This is a genomic window from Arthrobacter sp. TJ-238 (assembly GCF_058269215.1).
Genome location: NZ_JBZCNH010000009.1, coordinates 65553 through 82695 on the forward strand (window position 1 = coordinate 65553; position 17143 = coordinate 82695).

A 17143-nucleotide genomic window follows, 5' to 3' on the forward strand; every position below is an offset into this window, starting at 1 on the left:
CACTCACCTTGGTGCTCCGCTCTTTTTCGCCGTCGCTCATCTGCGGCCGCGGATCACTCAACGCCGATACCTCCGGGGGTACCCATGCAAGCGTCAACCCAGGAACTGCTGACCTTCTCCAGCCGACTCGCCTACGCAGAAGTCCTGCGGTCCGTCTCCAATCACGTTGTTCCAGGGCGAAATATCGTCGTCAACATGTCGGCGCATGACGCACAGGTCGGAGCCGAGCAATTCAGCGCCCTTCCCCCGTTCAGCTCGACGATCCTCGTAGATGGCCGTGTTTCGGGCGACCTCCTCGGGATCTTTTCGGTTCAGGACATCCATGACCGGGAGCAGCTCGCACGCAACCTGGGCTGGACCGATTTCTACGGACCCGGAGAAGGGCATCCTGTCCTACTCAAGTCCGACCAGCAGAGCCTCGGCACCATCGAAATCGACAAAGCCCTGGCGCTCCACACACCCGGGCTTGGTGCCGGAGACTTCGAGCTGAAGGCAAACCTGTGGTTCAGCCCGGCCGGCACCGACTGTGGGATCCATAACGAGCACCCCTTCATCGAGATCCACACCCAGATCTCGGGCATTGGGCGCATGCAGAAGTTCACCGCCAAAGACCACGCAGCGCTGTACGAGGACCAGATCCTCGCCCCAGGCTCCACCAACCCGGTCCCGTTCTGCATCGAGCAGCCTAACGGGTTCGTCTACCCCTGGCATCAGTACCGGGCCGACACCGACTGCGTCTGGCTCGCGCTCGAGTACCACCAGCTCTAGCCACCCACACCAACCAGCTCCTCTTCCAGCGTCGATCATTCCCGGCGTCGTCATCACCCCTGCTCAAAGGAGATCGTCATGAAAACCATCGGAGTCGTCTTCGGCACCCGTCCGGAAGCGGTCAAGTTCGCACCCATCATCCACGCCCTCATCGAGGACCCCCGGTTCCGGCCTGTCCTCATCTCAACCGGACAGCACCGCGAGATGCTCGACAACACCCTCGAGGAATTTCGAATCACCCCAGACGTCGAGCTGCGAGTCATGAGGGACAAGCAGACTCTCTCGCAGGTCACGCACCGCATGCTCGAGGGCCTGTGTGCCGGTGACCACATGGAGGGCCTGGACGCGGTCATGGTGCACGGAGACACCGCCTCCACGCTGGCCGGGGCCCTCGCAGCCCTGCACCGTTCTGTGCCGATCATCCATGTCGAGGCCGGCCTGCGCAGCGGCAACAACTACTCGCCTTTCCCGGAAGAGGCGAACCGGAAGCTCGTCGCCCAGATTGCCGCCCTGCATCTCGCCCCGACTCCTGGGAACAGTGCGAACCTCATTCGCGAGGGAGTCCGCGAGAGCTCGATCGTCGTCACGGGCAACACCATTGTCGATGCCCTGCAGTGGGGCATGCAGAACCTCCACACCTACGGGGCGGCCGTTCTTGATGACCTTGACGGTGACCCACGCCGCGTCATCCTCGCCACCACGCATCGCCGCGAGAGCATCGGTCAGCCGATGAAGGAGATTGCCGAAGCTCTCACTGACATCGCGGCCCGCGACGATGTGCGCATCGTGGTCCCTCTGCACCTAAACCCGCGGGTGCGCGAGATCATGCTTCCCATCCTCTCGGGCATCCCCAACATCAACCTCGTCGATCCCCTGCCGTACCTGAGTTTCTGCCGACTGCTTCGCCGGAGCGACATCATCCTTTCCGACAGCTCAGGTGCGGAGGAGGAAGGGCCCGCCCTGGGCAAGCCGACTCTCGTGCTGCGGGACATCACCGAGCGGTGCGAGTCGATTCTGACGGGAAGCTCGCGCCTCGTGAGCCGCAACCGCGGCAAGATCGTTGCCGAAGTCGCTCGGCTCCTCAATGATCCCGTGGCCTACCGCGACATGGCTGGCGCTATCAACCCGTACGGCGACGGCCGGGCCACCGAGCGGACGATCGCAGCGACAGCGCATTTCTTCAAGATCGGTCCTGCGGTCATGCCCTTCGTGCCTGGCTCCGAGAGCATGCCCGTCCCCGCCTGACCTACTACCAGGGCAGGCAACGATTACCGCTGCCTGCCCCCCGGAAGGAAGACCCCATGCCCCTTGGACTATTCGCCCTCGCCCTGGGCGGCTTCGGCATCGGCCTCACCGAATTCGTCATCCTCGGACTACTTCCCGAAGTGGCAGCAGACTTCAACGTCAGCATCCCGGTCGCGGGCTACCTCGTCTCGGGCTACGCGCTCAGTGTCGCGGCCGGTGGAATCTTCGTGACCGCAGCCACTGCGTCACTCAAGCCGAAGAACGTGCTGTGTGCCCTCATGGTCCTGTTCATCGCGGGGAACCTGATCTCTGCCATCGCTGACACCTACGCGGTCATGATGGCCAGCCGCATCGTTGCGGCCCTCTGCCACGGCGCCTTCTTCGGTATCGGCGCGGTGCTCGCCTCGACCCTCGTCACGCCGGACAGGAAGGCACGCGCCATTTCGCTCATGTTCGCGGGCCTCACCATCGCGAACGTCCTCGGGGTTCCGCTGGGGACCTTCCTCGGGCAGAGCTACGGCTGGCGGTCGACCTTCTGGGCCATCACCGCCATCGGCGTCCTCGCCTTCATCGGACTGGTCGCCCTGATACCGCAGCGCGACGCCGAGCACCGGGCAGCTGGAAGCCTTCGGCGAGAACTTCGGGCCTTCACCAGCGGCCAGGTGTGGCTGTCCATCTTGGTCACCGTCTTCGGCTTCGGCGCCATGTTCGGATCCTTCACCTACATCGCCCCGATGCTCACCGACCTGGCAGGCTTCCCACCCTCGGCCGTCCCATGGATGCTCGTCCTCTTCGGAACAGGGCTCTTCGTCGGCAACATCATCGGCGGGCGAGCTGCGGACTCGAACCTCGACAGGACGCTCATCACCTTGCTGGCCGGTCTGACGGTGGTGCTGCTGGCCTTTACCGTGGCCATCCACAACCCGTGGTCGGCAGCTGTCACGGTGTTCCTGCTCGGCGCGGTCGGTTTCGCGGCGGTGCCGGGCATGCAAATGCGGGTCCTGTCCTTCGCGAGCCAGGCACCCACCCTCGCATCGGGCGTCAACATCTCGGCCTTCAACCTCGGCAACGCTATCGGGGCCTACCTGGGCGGGGTGACCATCGCGGCCGGCTTCGGCTACGTGTCACCCGTCTGGGTGGGTGCTGGCCTCGCCGCCGTCGCGCTGGCACTGATTCTGATGGCCGCGCGGATGGCCCGTGGCTCCAATCTCTCCGCTCCTTCCTCCCCACTCTCACCGACAGCGGTCGGCTGACTCACGAAAGGCACCGCCATGACGACACCAGCAGTAACAGGCGCCAAGATCCCAAGCCTGGACATCACGGAACCATCCTTCGGCAGCGAGACCGTCACCGACTTTCTGCGTGACGGGTACTGGCTCGAGGCAGCCGACATCGACGGGGATGGGCGTCCGGACCTCGTCGGCTACGGCCTGTCCCTCGGGGAAATCTACTGGTACAAGAACCCGACCTGGGAAAAGCGCCTGATCATCGACAAGATTAAGGAGCCGGTGGGCATGGACTTTGGGGACATCACCGGCAACGGCACCGACGACCTAGTCGTCTGCTACCAGCTGTACGGTCCCGGCGGCACCATCCACCACGCGGACCCTGAGGGCGGCAAGATCGACTGGATCGAGAACCCGGGCAAGGATGCCGCGGACGGAGCCCAGTGGAAGCGCCACTACATCGGGCGCGCCATCGGCATGCACCGCCTGCGTGTCGGGCACTTCACCAGGACTGACCGTACACAAGTGATCGGGTTCCCCATCGTCGCTGTCGAGGACGTCCACGCTGTCCTTCCCGTGGTCCTCTTCACCGAACCGGACGACCCGCGGACCGAGTGGGACAAGGAAGTCATCTCCGACACCGACTTCAGGATGATCCACGGTGTCGCGCGGAAGACCGACCTGATCCCCGGATCAGCACTGGATTCCATCCTCATGGCCTCTGACGAAGGTGTCACCTGGCTCTACTACGAGGAGGACTCGAGCACCTGGAAGTACGAGCACATCGGTGACGGCGAGGAATCCCAGTTCGAGCTGACCACCTTCAAGGGCAGCGGGGACGTGGACGGAGGCCGGGTGGGCGATGACCCACTGGCCTACGTCGCAGCGATCGAGCCCTTCCACGGCAACACGGTGGCCGTTTACACCCGCAGTGGCGGTGAGGATGAGGCCGCTGGCTGGACGCGCCACCTCCTGGACATTTATGGCGACCCGAACGAGAACGGGGAAGGCCCCGGCCACACGGTCATGTGCCGGGACTTCGACGGGGACGGTGATGACGAGTTCCTCATCGGGCTCCGCGGTCCGAACCCCTGGCAGGGCGCGTACTACTACAAGGCCGTCGACCTGCAGAAGGGACTGTTCCTGAAGTGGAAGGTCTCGGGCGAGTCCATCGCACGCATCGTCGCTGGCGACTTCGGTTCCCGCGGCGTGGATGACTTCGCCACCATCTCCTACTCCGTCCAGCACTACTTCGTCGCTCCCAAGGCGGAGATCACCCTGCACCCCAACCTGACCCCACAAGGAGGCAACGAGCGATGAGAACCAAGGACAAAGCCGCGGAAAAGGCAGGTCTCGGCAGGAGACACTTCCTCGGCGGATCAGCCGCCACAGCAGCAGTCGGGTCCCTCGCCGTCTTCGAGACCACCGGAGGGCCTGCGGCGAATGCCGCCACGGGAGCTGTCACACCTGACGGATCGGTCATCGGGCCATCTGACTCGCGCTACCGGGACCTGATGACAGGCAACAACCAGCGGTTCGTCGCCCGTCCCGAGTACGTCAGGCTGATCACCAGCTCCAAGGACGCCGAGAGCGCTGTGCGGGATGCGGTCAGAGCCGGCAAGAAGGTGTCCGTGCGAAGCGGCGGGCACTGCTTCGCCGACTTCGTCTGCAACCCGAGTATCGAGGTGATCCTCGACGTGTCGCCCATGAACGCGGTCTACTACGACAAGAAGATGCGCGCGTTCGCCGTCGAGCCTGGAGCCCGGCTGATGAACGTCTACGAGACCCTCTACAAGAACTGGGGCGTCACGATTCCAGGTGGCATCTGCTACAGCGTCGGGGTGGGTGGGCACATCGCCGGCGGCGGGTACGGCCTGCTTTCACGCTCTCACGGGCTGGTAACCGACCACCTGTATGCGGTCGAGGTGGTCACCGTCGCCGCCGACGGAAAGGTCCGAACGACCGTGGCCACCAGAGACGACAAGGGCGCCCTGAATGACCTCTGGTGGGCCCACACCGGCGGAGGCGGCGGCAACTGGGGGATCGTGACCAAGTACTGGTTCCGGTCCCCGGGAGCTTCCGGTTCCAACCCATCGGACCAGCTCATCAACGCGCCATCCACCGTCCTCGTCAGCGCCATCTCGATCCCCTGGGACCAGCTCGACGAGGAAAAGTTCCGCAGGCTCATCACGAACTTCGGGGCCTGGCACGAGAAGTACCGCGAGCCCGGCACCCCCGAGTCCCACCTGAGCAGCCTCTTCAACGTCAGTTCGAAGGCGAACGGAAACATGGGGATGTTCACCCAGATCGATGCGGCACGCCCCGACGCGAAGGGGGTCATGGACCGCTACGTGGCCTCGATCCTAGAAGGGGTCGCGGTCACCCCCGAACCCCTGGACACGCCCACCGGGGAGCTGCCGGCAATGCCGGACTTCTTCACCACGAGGGAGATCCCCTGGCTACAGGCGACACGGCTGGTGGGCACTGACAACCCGGTCATCACGAACCCGACCAGCCGCGGTGCGCACAAGTCCGCCTACCTCAACAAGCGCTTCGCCGACGACCAGATCGGGGTGCTCTACCGCCAGATGAGCCGCCCGGACTTCACCAACCCGAACACGATGCTTGTGCTGTTCTCCTTCGGCGGCCAGGTCAACGCCGTAGCCCCGGACGCCACGGCGAACGTGCAGCGGCGCTCAGCGTTCAAGCTCTGCCTCCAGACCTTCTGGCCGGACGAGTCCGACGACGACTTTTACCTCGGGTGGGAACGAGAAACCTTCGAGGGCATGTTCGCCGCTACCGGGGGAGTGCCCGTGCCGAACGAGCAGCTCGACGGCTGCTACATCAATTACCCCGACGTCGACATGGCGGACCCGGCACGGAACCGCTCTGGGACAGGATGGCAGGAGCTGTACTTCAAGACCAATTACCCGCGCCTCCAGCGGGCCAAGCAGGCCTGGGACCCGACCAACTTCTTCACCCACAGCCTCGGTATCGAGCTTCCTGGAGCTCGGCCGTGACCGCGACAACCGGGGCGAGCAGCTCGCCTAGGGCCGGCCTGAGCAAGCTGCCCTCACTCACAGGACTGCGATTCTTCGCGGCACTGCTCGTCTTCTTCTTCCATATCACGCTCTCGAACTCGCCCATCCCACCGAACGACCCCATCAACCCGTTCGCGGACCAGGAGCTCGGCTCGTTCCTCGAGATGCTCGTGAGCAAGGCCGGGTACGTCGGGGTCTCGTTCTTCTTCGTACTCAGCGGCTTCCTGCTCGCATGGTCTTACAAGCCCAGCGAACCGACCAGGCAGTTCTGGCGGCGCCGGCTGCTGAAGATCTTCCCCAACCACCTCGTCATGTGGGTGCTGTCGATGATCCTCTTCGCTGCCGCAATCAACACACCGACGGGCATCATCTCCAACCTGTTCCTGGTCAATTCCTTCTTCCCGGACGGCGCCGTCTATGTCGCGGTCAACCCGCCGTCCTGGACGCTGAACAGCGAGCTGCTGTTCTACATGCTGTTCCCGCTCATCATGATCCCGCTGCGCCGCATCCCGGGTAACCGGCTGTGGACGTGGGCCTGGGTCATGGTGGCAGGGATGATTGCCGTCCAGCTGGTGACCACCTACCTGATCCCGGCCACGCCGGTGTCGCCGCTCACCCCGGTGTCGGTTACCCAGTTCTGGTTCGGATACATCTTCCCGCCGTCGCGGCTGTTCGAGTTCGTCCTCGGATCCATCCTGGCGATGATCGTCCTTGACAAGCGGTGGATTCCGCTGAAGATGTGGCAGACCCTGCTGATCTGTGTCGCCGGCTACGCCCTCGCCATGGTCGTCCCGTTCGTCTACAGCTTCAGCGTGGCAACGATCATCCCGGTCGCGGCCATCATCTGCACCGTGGCCGCCGGTGACATCACCGGCCGCAAGACCTTCCTCGCCTCACCCACGATGGTCTGGCTCGGCAACATCTCCTTCGGGTTCTACCTCTGCCAGGGCGTCGTCATTTTCTACGGCCGCATCCTCCTCGGCGACCAGGTGTTCGACACCCCGATGGCGCTGCTCGTGATCGCCGGGTTCTTTGTGGCGACACTGCTCGGAGGCTGGGCCCTCTACGCTCTCGTGGAGAAGCCAGTGATGGACCGCTGGGCGCGCCCGAAGCGCAAGTCTGCAGCACCAGCCGCGGAACAGCCGGCGCCCGTCGCCGCACCGTAATCAGCATGAAGAAGGGACCCTGCAGACGCAGGGCCCCTTCTTTGCTTCAGCACACGACGTGGATGCCTCAGTCGCCGGTGGCGAGCAGCTCAGCATGCTGCAGATCTCCTGCCACTTCCTGTGGCATTTGAGAGCCGAGCAGCTGGAGGGCGACGTAGCCTGGTGTGCCGACATCGGCGGTGTACATGAGCACCCGGTGCCCTGACTCGTCAGGCGGGGTGAGGACCTCGAAGTTCAGCTCGAGGTCACCCACTTCAGGGTGGTGCATGTACTTCAGGCCGGACATGCAGTTCACGACTGGGTGCTTGGCCCAGAGCGACGAGAAGTCCGGACTCTTGACCGTCAGCTCGCCGACCAGCTCCGTGAGCTCAGGATCATCAGTCGTTGCACCGGCCAGCAGGCGCAGCGATGACACCGCGCGCGTCGCTTCCTCCTGCCAGCGAGTGTAGAGCTCACGCGTGTGCTCATCCAGGAACAACATGCGCGTCATGTTTGCCCGTGCGGCGGGCCGGTTCGGGCCGTCGAAGTCCAGGTGACCGGCAACCAGTCGATGACCGAGCCTGTTCCATGCCAGGACCTCGCTGCGCCGGCCGAGGACGACTGCAGGCGTTGACGCCATCGACCTGATGAGCCGAATCGTTCCAGCTCGTGCGAAGTCAGGCTTGTGAGCGGTCTTGTGTTTCGTCTTCACCGGCCGCGCGAGGTTCATCAGGTGCGTGCGCTCATCCGAAGTCAGGTTCAGCGCCCGGGCGATTGCTTCGATCACCGCCTCCGAAGCGTTGTTGCTCAATCCCTGTTCGAGCCTTGTGTAGTAGGTGATGCTCATCCCGGCGAGCATCGCCAGCTCTTCACGGCGAAGCCCTGGCACCCGGCGGACGCCGTAGTTGCGAAGGCCGACGTCCTCGGGCTGCAGTGCGGCCCTCCGGACTCGAAGGAACTCCCCAAGTTCACTCAAATTGCTCATCCCCCCATAGTGCCTGCGGGCGCAGGCGTTGTCCTGTCACTGGCAGTGCTACCCATGACACGGTCTGGTTGATTATTGCCCTCCCCAGCAGGCTGAAGACACACCGCTCCGCCTTTTCGCGGCAGGACCAGCAGACAAGGAACCCCATGACTACTCCGTATGACGTAGACCGTCGCGAGGTCTCGGTGGGAGCCAGCACGCCAACCGGTATGACCGGCAAGCAGCGACTGACGCTCATCGTCCTTCTGACAGCAAGCTTCACCCTGGCCGTCGACTTCTCGATCCTGAACGTCGCCCTGCCCACCATCGGTGCCGACGTTGGTTTCAGCCTCGAGAACCTCCAATGGATCGCCACCTCCTTCGCCCTGTGCGCAGCCGGCTTCACGCTTCTCTTCGGAAGGGTCGCGGACCTTATGGGCCGACGCCGGATGTTCCTCATCGGCATGGCCCTGCTGGGCGCTGGATCGTTGCTCGGGGGTTTGGCCGTAGACCCCGCAATCCTGCTCATCGCCCGCGTCGCCCAAGGAATCGCAACCGCCATTGTCGTACCAGCGGCCCTGGCACTGCTTCTAAGCTCCTTCGCAGAGGGACCCCTGCGGGACAAGGCACTCGGACTCAATGGCGCCCTAATGGCCGCCGGCTTCACCACCGGTGCAATCCTGGGTGGACTGCTGACGGATCTCCTTAGCTGGCGCTGGGCGTTCTTCATCAACATCCCGGTCGCCGTCGCAGTGCTCGTAATCGCTCCCATCGTGCTCGCCGAGAGCAAGCCAGCGGGCAGGACTCGGCTGGACGTGCCGGGCGCAACCGCCGTCACCGCAGGTCTCCTCGCCCTGGTATTCGGCCTCACAAGGGCCGCGGAGACTTCCTGGACGGACACTCTCACGCTCGTGTCCTTCGCCGTTGCCATCGTCCTGTTCGTGGCTTTCACCGCCATCGAGAAGGGTGCAGAGTTCCCCCTCGTACCGCTGGGCATCCTCAAGCGCTCGACCGTGGCGTGGGGCAACATCGCCGGGATACTTGCCTTCGTCACGGAAACGTCCCTGGTCTTCCTGCTGACCCTGTACCTCCAGCAAGTTCTCGGATACACCCCGCTTGGCGCCGGACTCTCGTTCGCTGTCCTTGGACTGGGTACCGTGCTTGGCGGAATCATCGGGCCTAAGGTTATTGGGGCTGTCGGCAACAAGCGGGCCATTGTGTACGGCTTCATCGTGCAGGGAATCGCAACCGCCTCCTTGGTGATGCTGGGGACGAACGGCTCGGCCATCATCTTGCTCCTGGCAGCAACCTTCATCGGCGGAGTCGCCAACCTCGTAGTCATCGTCGGCTTCATGGTCACGGCGACGTCAGGCTTGCCGGACGGAGAGCAAGGGCTGGCTACGGGACTGGCGACAATGAGCCAACAGATCGGCATCACCATGGGCATTCCAATCATGAGCGCAATCTTCACAGCGCAGCTCCTGGCTCTCGACTCGGATTCGGCAGCAGCAGTGCTTAGTGGCGTGACGTTGGCGATCTGGGTAAACGCTGCGTTGTGCATCGCGACGGCGCTGGTGGTCGCATTGTTCCTCAGGCCTCAGAAGGCAGCCGCAACAGCTTGAGGTGAGCGGAACCATCCGACTGTCCGCCACGGGACGCGATTATTCCGCAGCAAGTGGGGCTATCTGGCTCTCATTCTGGTCGCCCTGGGGATCGGGCTCCTCCTGACGGAACAGGCTCCCCTGTCCATCTTGGCGCAATCGTATGCTTCGCTGGCGCCGTGTTTTCCCTCTGGATCGGCGAATGGATGATCAAAGAGCTTAGACACGAGTACCGGTACGAGGAGGACGAACCTCGCAATTGATGAAGGAGACGAAACACCCAAAACCAACAATTTCTGTCGCCGGACACGGAGACACAGAAGTACAGAGTTCATTGCTGATCGTTCCCTTCAATCGCGTCACAGGCTGCGGTGCTATTACACTGCCTGCCCGGGTGTGGGAGCCGCGAACTGGGGGTTGGAGCGGTGACTATGGGTCTCCCTCGGCGATGGCGGGAAGGAACGCCACTCCAACTAGGGTGGTCCTATGCCTCAGCTCGAACCGGATCTCCCGGGAGATTATGCCGCCGCGCTCACGGCCTTGAAAGCGCTGGTGTGGGAAGCACAGCGCCGCGCGCAGCGCGTCGTGAATACGGCGATGATCGAGCTGTACTGGAACATCGGACGGTCGATTTTGGACAGGCAGGCGGACGAACCCTGGGGGAGTAGGGTCCTCGAACGCCTGGCGAAGGATCTGAAGGCCGAGTTCCCGCACATGAGAGGCTTTTCCCGAACTAACCTCTACAACATGCGCGCCTTCGCAGCGGCATGGGATGCTTCGGAACCAATTGTCCAGACACCGTCTGGACAATTGAGCTGGAGCCACAACGTCACGCTTTTGACCAAGGTTGACGACCACGAAGTGCGGACCTGGTACGCATCGCGCGCCGCCCAGCACGGCTGGTCAGTGGCCGTCCTCGAACACCAAATTTCGACCAATCTTCATGCCCGGGCCGGCGCGGCACCGAACAACCTTGAAGCACGGCTACCCGGCGTGGGCACAGACCTGGCGCGGGAAGTTGCGAAGGACCCGCTGGTACTCGATTTCCTCGGCCTGACCGAGGAAGCCCAGGAACACGCCATCGAGGAGGCCATGACCCTCCGGATGGCCCAGACACTGGCGGAGTTCGGACCAGGATTCGCCTTCGTCGGCCGACAACACCACCTCAGCATTGACGGGGACGACTTCTACATAGACCTCCTGCTCTACCACGTCCCCTCGGACCGGTACGTGGTGGTCGAACTTAAAGCAGGCAAGTTCAAACCGGAGAACCTAGGACAACTCAACTTTTACGTAGCAGCAGTCAACGACATCATGCGACTCCCGAGGCAGGCACCAACTGTTGGGATCTTGGTCTGTGGATCGAAGAGTGAACGAGTCGTGCGCTACGCCCTCGAGGGATCCACCCAACCCTTGGCCGTAACGTCCTATACCTACGAAGCGCTTCCCGCGGACGAACAAGCCGCACTGCCGTCGCCGGCCGCAATCACTGCTGCACTGGAGCACGAAAATCCGGACGCCTCTGACGCACCAAATTCCTGATCCGGAAGTAACCTCCCGACGGAGCAAAGACGGTACTTGAACAGGACATCCTCAAAGCTCAAAACACTCATCTTCGAGCACACCACTAATCGCCGATAATTGACCTTCCGTCGGCCTAATCCAGATGGTGCAGGCACGGCATCTGGTTGATCATCGGCCGCGGAGTCAGTCCTCGTGTTGTCGGAGGATGAAGCCGGTCATGCCAGGGACTGTGAAGGCGACTCGTCCGTATTCGGGGGAGTAGATGATGCCTTTGCTGATCAGTTGTGCCCTGGCTGGACCTAGTGCGGTGACTTTGACGCCGAGTCGCTCTGCGATCTTGCTCGTGCTGGATCCAGCGTCTCCGTCTTCAGCCATTGCTCGCAGGTACGAGCGTTCCTTTCGAGTTGCTCGTCCCCACCGGGAGGAAAAGAATCCGGCGTCGAGTTGTCCTAGTCCCATGGAGACGGCGAGTTCCGCGTCGTCTCCGGTGAATGGGCTTGTTGGGGCAGCGTCCCAGATGGCTTTGCCAAACTCCTGGATGAAGTATGGGTAGTGTCCGGAGGCTTGGAGCAGCGTGGTGAGGGCGTCGGAGGAGTACTCGGCACCCATCTTCTTTGCGGGTCGGGTCAGCGCGTATTGCGCGTCGGCCTCTTCGAGCGGGCCAATGGCGCGGTAGTCGAACAGTCTTTCGGCGTAGGTCCGCGCTTCACTAAGTGTCGTGGGGAGGTTCGGTAGACCTGCGCCGATGATGTAGAACGGCCAACCGCGTTGCCCGGCGGTGTGCTGCACGGTGATGAGCGCGGTCAATAGATCCTGGTCGAGGTCCTGCATTTCATCGATGAAGATCGCGAATGCACTGTTGTCTGCTTGCAGGGCCAGGGACACGTCCTCGACAAGTTCTTCGAGGTCGATGTCGATCGTTCCGGAGTTCGCCCGATGGTTCACCCCACTAGACGTCCCACCTGAGGCAATACTGATGTCGGCCTTGATGCCAGGGACGCCCAGGGTCAGGGTAAAGGACTGGATGGTGCCCAGTGCCTGTTGGAGCCGTTCTTTGCCGGAGGGGCTGTTGTAGCGGCGGGCTGCCGATGTCAGTTCGCGGGCGAATTTCCCGCGGACCTCGTTGAAGCCCTGTGCTTCGGGTTTGCCCTCCAGCCAGATCGTGAACCACCCGTGGTTGTCGGCATGTGCGCGCAGATAGTTGAGCAGTACGGTCTTGCCGACGCCCCGTAGGCCCGAGAGCACCATGCCGCGGTTTTGAAGATTACGCTTCGTTCTCGCGACGATGAGATCGAAGGCATCGATTTCTCGCTGCCGGCCGCCCATGACCGGGGGGCGAAGCCCAGATCCTGGGTTGTACGGGTTCAGTTCGAGGTGCATGTACCAAAATCTACGCCTTTATATCGAAACGTGTAGAACTACGTAGAACTTTCTAGATCTTCCGCAGTCGACCGCAGCGCTACCGATCCGATGGAGTGTTCACTGCCTGGGGCGGTCAGGCAGTCGGGGCTATATGGACCGTGCATTGGTCTTTGAGCTCGGCGATGACGTCGGGGTGGACGTCATCCGTGATGACGACGTCGGTGAAGTCGCTGACCGGGACGTAGTGGTGAAGTGAGGTCCGGCCGATCTTCGACCCATCCATGAGCAAAACGCGACGGGCGCCTGCGGTGAGCATGGCGCGTTTCATGTGCACGACGTCCTGTTCCTGGTGGTACGTCATGCGGGTGCCCATGGTCGAGGTGGACTGGAAGACGATATCGACGGAGTAGGACATGACGGACGGGTCGCTGGGCAACCCGATGAATGAATCATGCGTCCGGCTGTACTGGCCGCCGATCACGATGAGCCTGACGTCATCGTTCTCCCTGAAAACCTCGAGTCCCTGACGGTAGTTGGTCAGTACCGTCAGCGGACCCTTGTCGTTGAGCAGCCGCGCCAGAGCAAGGACGGTCGTGGAGTCATCGAGCATGACCGACATTCCGGCGTCCACGAACGTCTCGGCGACGCGGGCCAACGCCTGTTTGGCTCCTGGTTCAATCTGCATCCTGATCTCGGAGCTGGCCTCGAAGACGGTCGAGGGCAGGGCAGAGACGCCACCAGAGACCTTGCGCAGGATACCGCGGCGGGCAAGGTCATCGATGTCCCGGTGAATGGTCATCACGCTGACATCGCAGAGGGAGGCGAGGGTCGCCGCGCTGGCGAAGCCAGCCTCCACAACATGAGTAACGAGTGCACGCTGGCGCTCGACCCTTGGACGACGCGGCGACGCTTCTGTGCTCATGCTGATCGAACCTCACTGCTCGGACTGATACCTAAACACTATCCGAAGCAAAAAACTATCAGCGTACATGATAATAATCACAGAGTTAATGTTACTGTTCCTTCAGCGCCAGACGAGGCGCCTCCGTCCGCAGCCAGACATGAAAGAGAATTCCAATGAAGAAGTTCTTGACCCGGGGTCCCCTTGTGCTCGCAGCCTCCGCAAGCGTCGTACTCACCGTCGCAGGATGCGGGGGAGGAGGCGCAGCGGCAGGCGAACAGGCCGGCGAGGCAAAGAGCATCGCATTCTTGATGCCGGATAACGCCTCGACGCGGTATGAGCTGTTCGATCGCCCCCTCTTCGAGGCGAAGATGAAGGACCTGTGCGCCGAGTGCGAGGTCATCTACTCCAATGCTGATTCCAGTGCCTCGAAGCAGCAGGAACAGGCGAACTCCGCCATCGCCCAAGGTGTCGACGCCATCGTAATCGACCCGGTCGATTCAGCTGCGGCGGCCACCATCGTCAACTCGGCACAAAGCCAGGACATCCCGATCATCGCGTACGACCGCCCCATCCCCGACATGCCGGCCGACTACTACGTCTCCTTCGACAATGAGGCCATTGGGGCGAAAATTGCGCAGTCCCTCGTCGATCACCTGACAGAGATTGGCGCCACCGGAGGGGTCCTGCAGGTCAACGGATCTCCCACAGACGCCGCCGCCGGGCTCATTAAGGACGGCATCCACTCGTCGATCGATACCAGCGACTTCAATCTGCTGGCCGAGTTCGACACTCCCGGCTGGGATCCCACGGAAGCCCAAAACTGGGTCAGCGGCCAGATCACCCAGTTCGGCGACGATATCGCCGGCGTCGTCGCGGCGAACGACGGGACCGGCGGGGGAGCGATTGCCGCCTTCAAGGCCGCCGGTACCACGGAGCTCCCCCCCGTTACCGGCAACGACGCGGAACTGGCCGCCCTGCAGCGGATCATCGCGGGAGACCAGTACAACACCATCTCCAAGCCCATCAAGACCGTCGCCGAAGCCGCAGCCGAGGTCGCCTACAAGTTCGCCAACGGGGAGACCGTCGAGGGCAAGACGACGCTCTTCGACACCCCGTCCGAACTCTTCGAACCAACCGTGGTGACCCTCGATAACTTCCAGGAAGTCATCATCGACGGCGGAGTGGCCACCATCGAGGACATCTGCACGTCGACCTACGCGGCTGACTGCGCTGCAGCCGGCATCGAATAGGGGTACCGGGAATGAGCACACCCACACTCGCCCGCACGGACCGGACCATCCTGTCCCTCGAGGGCGTCAGCAAGTCCTTCGGAGCCGTCGCCGCTCTCACTGACATCGAGCTCCACGTCGCGGCAGGGGAAGTCGTTGCGATCGTCGGTGACAACGGCGCCGGGAAGTCCACCTTGGTCAAGGTCCTCTCCGGGGTCCACACCCCCGATACCGGAAGGATCACCTTCGAGGGGAACCCTGAAACGATTCCCACTCCCATGGCTGCGTTGAACCTCGGTATCGCAACGGTCTTCCAGGACCTGGCGCTCTGCGACAACCTCAACGTCATCAACAACCTGTTCCTAGGCCGCGAAATGTCCAAATACCGGCTCGACGAGGTCGCCATGGAAACCAGGTCCTGGGAGTTACTGAAGCAACTCTCAGCCAAGATCCCATCCCTGCACACGCCCATCGCCTCCCTCTCCGGCGGGCAACGCCAGACGGTCGCTATCGCCCGGTCCCTACTCGGAGACCCCAAAGTCATCATCCTGGACGAACCCACCGCAGCTCTCGGCGTCGCTCAGACCGCCGAGGTGCTGAATCTCGTCGAACGGCTCCGCGAACGCGGCCTCGGCGTCATCATGATCAGCCACAACATGGCCGACGTGAAAGCCGTGGCGGACCGCGTCGCCGTCCTCCGTCTCGGCAAGAACAACGGAACATTCCGGGTGGCCGACGTCTCGACCGAGGACGTCATCGCCGCCATCACCGGCGCCACTGACAACGTCGTGTCCCGACGCTCGGCCACCCGAAACCTGGACTCCACCCAGAACCCGGTACCGCAGCCCCCACTTACCGAGGAAACACAGCCATGAAGACCAGTACCGAGCCTCAAGGATCAGCTCAGGCCACGATGATCGACCGGCAGGACGAGCGATTACGCACCTCCACCGGTATCAGGGGAACCATCGACGGGGCTCTCGACCGTGTCCGCTCCGGGGATCTCGGCGTCCTGCCCGTCATCGCAGGGCTCGCCATCATCTGGACGATCCTGCAAATCCTCAACCCGAAGTTCCTCTCCAGCTCGAACCTGGTCAACCTCGCGATGGAAAGCGCAGCCGTGGGCGTCATCGCGCTCGGTATCGTCTGCGTCCTCCTGCTGGGACAGATTGATCTGTCCGTCGGATCCGTCAGCGGCCTCTCCGCAGCCGTCGTCACGGTCACCTTCGTCAACCAGGGCTGGAACGTCTGGCTCTCCGTAGCAGCAGCGGTCGTCATGGGAATGCTCATCGGCTGGTTCTACGGGCAGGTCTTCAACCGCTTCGGCGTCCCGGCATTCGTTGTCACCCTCGCCGGACTGCTCGGGTTTCTCGGCCTGCAGCTTTACGTCCTGGGTCCCATTGGGTCCATCAACATCCCCTTCGATTCCCCCCTCGTCTACTTCGCCCAGCTGGCTTTCGTCCCCGCCTGGTTGTCCTACGTGCTGGTCATTGCATCGGCCGCGGCCCTATTCCTCACCGACCTCCGACATGCCCGGGCACGCCACCGTGCAGGCCTGTCCAGCCGGTCATTGACCGGAAGCGCCTTGCGCGCGGCAGGCCTGCTGGTCCTCGCCGGTGTCGTCGTCTGGTATCTGAACCAGACCCGCGGCGTCGGCTGGATGTTCGTGTTCTTCCTCGCCCTCGTCCTGGCCATGAACTATGCGCTCACCCGCACCCAGTGGGGCCGCTCAATGTTCGCCGTCGGAGGCAACGCCGAGGCCGCCCGCCGGGCAGGCATCAACGTCAAAGCCGTCTACACCTCCGCCTTCGTGGCCTGCACGACATTGGCCGCCGTCGGCGGGATCCTCGCCGCGTCGCGCCTGGCGGCAGCGAACCAGAGCAGCGGCGGCGGCGACGTCAATCTCAACGCCATCGCCGCCGCCGTGATCGGCGGAACCAGTCTCTTCGGCGGACGCGGCAGCGCATTTGCGGCCCTGCTCGGCATCATCGTCATCCAGTCCATCTCCAGCGGACTCACCCTGCTGAGCCTGGACTCCTCATTCCGATTCATGGTCACCGGCGCCGTCCTCCTGCTCGCCGTCACACTGGACTCGGTATCACGCCGATCGCGCTCGTCCCATGGCAAGGCATGA

Annotated in this window: 14 protein-coding genes; 11 read left to right on the plus strand and 3 right to left on the minus strand. The window is 62.9% G+C overall.

Annotated elements, in window-relative coordinates; genetic code table 11:
* Positions 1-84 precede the first annotated feature (84 nt).
* From AC4D2O_RS17120 to AC4D2O_RS17145, 6 genes are all read left to right on the plus strand, one after another.
* Positions 85-768 carry a hypothetical protein gene (locus AC4D2O_RS17120; protein ID WP_490908561.1) on the plus strand — a complete coding sequence of 228 codons (684 nt, stop codon included), beginning with the start codon at positions 85-87 and terminating at the stop codon, positions 766-768.
* A 78-nt stretch (positions 769-846) separates the two neighbouring features.
* A complete protein-coding gene (wecB, locus tag AC4D2O_RS17125; RefSeq protein WP_490908562.1) occupies positions 847-2013 on the plus strand; it encodes a non-hydrolyzing UDP-N-acetylglucosamine 2-epimerase in 1167 nt (388 codons plus the stop codon).
* 56 nt (positions 2014-2069) lie between these two features.
* The gene (locus tag AC4D2O_RS17130) at positions 2070-3266 is read left to right on the plus strand and encodes an MFS transporter (RefSeq protein WP_490908563.1); all 1197 of its coding nucleotides are present in this window, start codon (positions 2070-2072) and stop codon (positions 3264-3266) included.
* Between the two features lie 18 nt (positions 3267-3284).
* Entirely contained in the window at positions 3285-4559 is a 1275-nt protein-coding gene (locus AC4D2O_RS17135; protein ID WP_490908564.1) for an FG-GAP repeat domain-containing protein, read from the plus strand.
* Positions 4556-6259 (plus strand): FAD-binding oxidoreductase, encoded by a 1704-nt coding sequence (locus tag AC4D2O_RS17140; protein WP_490908565.1) that lies wholly within the window; start codon positions 4556-4558, stop codon positions 6257-6259. The genes AC4D2O_RS17135 and AC4D2O_RS17140 overlap by 4 nt, the downstream gene beginning before the upstream one ends.
* A complete protein-coding gene (locus AC4D2O_RS17145; RefSeq protein WP_490908566.1) occupies positions 6256-7446 on the plus strand; it encodes an acyltransferase family protein in 1191 nt (396 codons plus the stop codon). The genes AC4D2O_RS17140 and AC4D2O_RS17145 overlap by 4 nt, the downstream gene beginning before the upstream one ends.
* A 67-nt stretch (positions 7447-7513) precedes the next feature.
* On the opposite strand, the gene AC4D2O_RS17150 is transcribed toward AC4D2O_RS17145, so the two are convergent.
* Complete coding sequence (locus AC4D2O_RS17150; protein WP_490908568.1) at positions 7514-8410, minus strand: helix-turn-helix transcriptional regulator; 897 nt, start codon at positions 8408-8410, stop codon at positions 7514-7516.
* A gap of 209 nt (positions 8411-8619) precedes the next feature.
* On the opposite strand from AC4D2O_RS17150, the gene AC4D2O_RS17155 reads away from it, so the two are divergent.
* Positions 8620-10011, plus strand: coding sequence for an MFS transporter (locus AC4D2O_RS17155; RefSeq protein WP_490908642.1), 1392 nt, complete (start codon positions 8620-8622; stop codon positions 10009-10011).
* 465 nt (positions 10012-10476) lie between these two features.
* Positions 10477-11532: a PDDEXK nuclease domain-containing protein gene (locus AC4D2O_RS17160; RefSeq protein ID WP_490908569.1), complete on the plus strand. Its 1056-nt coding sequence runs from the start codon at positions 10477-10479 to the stop codon at positions 11530-11532.
* A 165-nt stretch (positions 11533-11697) separates the two neighbouring features.
* Here the strand turns inward: AC4D2O_RS17160 and AC4D2O_RS17165 are convergent, their stop codons facing one another.
* Both AC4D2O_RS17165 and AC4D2O_RS17170 read right to left on the minus strand, forming a co-directional pair.
* Positions 11698-12894, minus strand: coding sequence for an ATP-binding protein (locus AC4D2O_RS17165; protein ID WP_490908570.1), 1197 nt, complete (start codon positions 12892-12894; stop codon positions 11698-11700).
* 115 nt (positions 12895-13009) lie between these two features.
* Positions 13010-13798 (minus strand): DeoR/GlpR family DNA-binding transcription regulator, encoded by a 789-nt coding sequence (locus AC4D2O_RS17170; protein ID WP_490908572.1) that lies wholly within the window; start codon positions 13796-13798, stop codon positions 13010-13012.
* Between the two features lie 290 nt (positions 13799-14088).
* Here AC4D2O_RS17170 and AC4D2O_RS17175 point away from each other — a divergent pair, with 290 nt between their 5' ends.
* The 3 genes from AC4D2O_RS17175 to AC4D2O_RS17185 are packed head-to-tail and all read left to right on the plus strand — an operon-like array spanning position 14089 to position 17143.
* A complete protein-coding gene (locus AC4D2O_RS17175; RefSeq protein WP_490908573.1) occupies positions 14089-15030 on the plus strand; it encodes an ABC transporter substrate-binding protein in 942 nt (313 codons plus the stop codon).
* Positions 15031-15041: 11 nt separating this feature from the next.
* Positions 15042-15884, plus strand: coding sequence for an ATP-binding cassette domain-containing protein (locus AC4D2O_RS17180; protein ID WP_490908574.1), 843 nt, complete (start codon positions 15042-15044; stop codon positions 15882-15884).
* Positions 15881-17143, plus strand: a complete 1263-nt coding sequence (locus tag AC4D2O_RS17185) for a sugar ABC transporter permease (protein ID WP_490908575.1) — start codon at positions 15881-15883, stop codon at positions 17141-17143. Before AC4D2O_RS17180 ends, AC4D2O_RS17185 begins: the two co-directional genes overlap by 4 nt.

Excerpts from the sequence above, each read along its gene's own strand:
- AC4D2O_RS17120 (WP_490908561.1), top strand. The coding sequence starts at position 85 with ATGCAAGCGTCAACCCAGGAACTGCTGACCTTCTCCAGCCGACTCGCC.
- wecB (WP_490908562.1), top strand. The coding sequence starts at position 847 with ATGAAAACCATCGGAGTCGTCTTCGGCACCCGTCCGGAAGCGGTCAAG.
- AC4D2O_RS17130 (WP_490908563.1), top strand. The coding sequence starts at position 2,070 with ATGCCCCTTGGACTATTCGCCCTCGCCCTGGGCGGCTTCGGCATCGGC.
- AC4D2O_RS17135 (WP_490908564.1), top strand. The coding sequence starts at position 3,285 with ATGACGACACCAGCAGTAACAGGCGCCAAGATCCCAAGCCTGGACATC.
- AC4D2O_RS17140 (WP_490908565.1), top strand. The coding sequence starts at position 4,556 with ATGAGAACCAAGGACAAAGCCGCGGAAAAGGCAGGTCTCGGCAGGAGA.
- AC4D2O_RS17150 (WP_490908568.1), bottom strand. The coding sequence starts at position 8,410 with ATGAGCAATTTGAGTGAACTTGGGGAGTTCCTTCGAGTCCGGAGGGCC.
- AC4D2O_RS17155 (WP_490908642.1), top strand. The coding sequence starts at position 8,620 with ATGACCGGCAAGCAGCGACTGACGCTCATCGTCCTTCTGACAGCAAGC.
- AC4D2O_RS17160 (WP_490908569.1), top strand. The coding sequence starts at position 10,477 with ATGCCTCAGCTCGAACCGGATCTCCCGGGAGATTATGCCGCCGCGCTC.
- AC4D2O_RS17165 (WP_490908570.1), bottom strand. The coding sequence starts at position 12,894 with ATGCACCTCGAACTGAACCCGTACAACCCAGGATCTGGGCTTCGCCCC.
- AC4D2O_RS17170 (WP_490908572.1), bottom strand. The coding sequence starts at position 13,798 with ATGAGCACAGAAGCGTCGCCGCGTCGTCCAAGGGTCGAGCGCCAGCGT.
- AC4D2O_RS17175 (WP_490908573.1), top strand. The coding sequence starts at position 14,089 with ATGCCGGATAACGCCTCGACGCGGTATGAGCTGTTCGATCGCCCCCTC.
- AC4D2O_RS17180 (WP_490908574.1), top strand. The coding sequence starts at position 15,042 with ATGAGCACACCCACACTCGCCCGCACGGACCGGACCATCCTGTCCCTC.
- AC4D2O_RS17185 (WP_490908575.1), top strand. The coding sequence starts at position 15,881 with ATGAAGACCAGTACCGAGCCTCAAGGATCAGCTCAGGCCACGATGATC.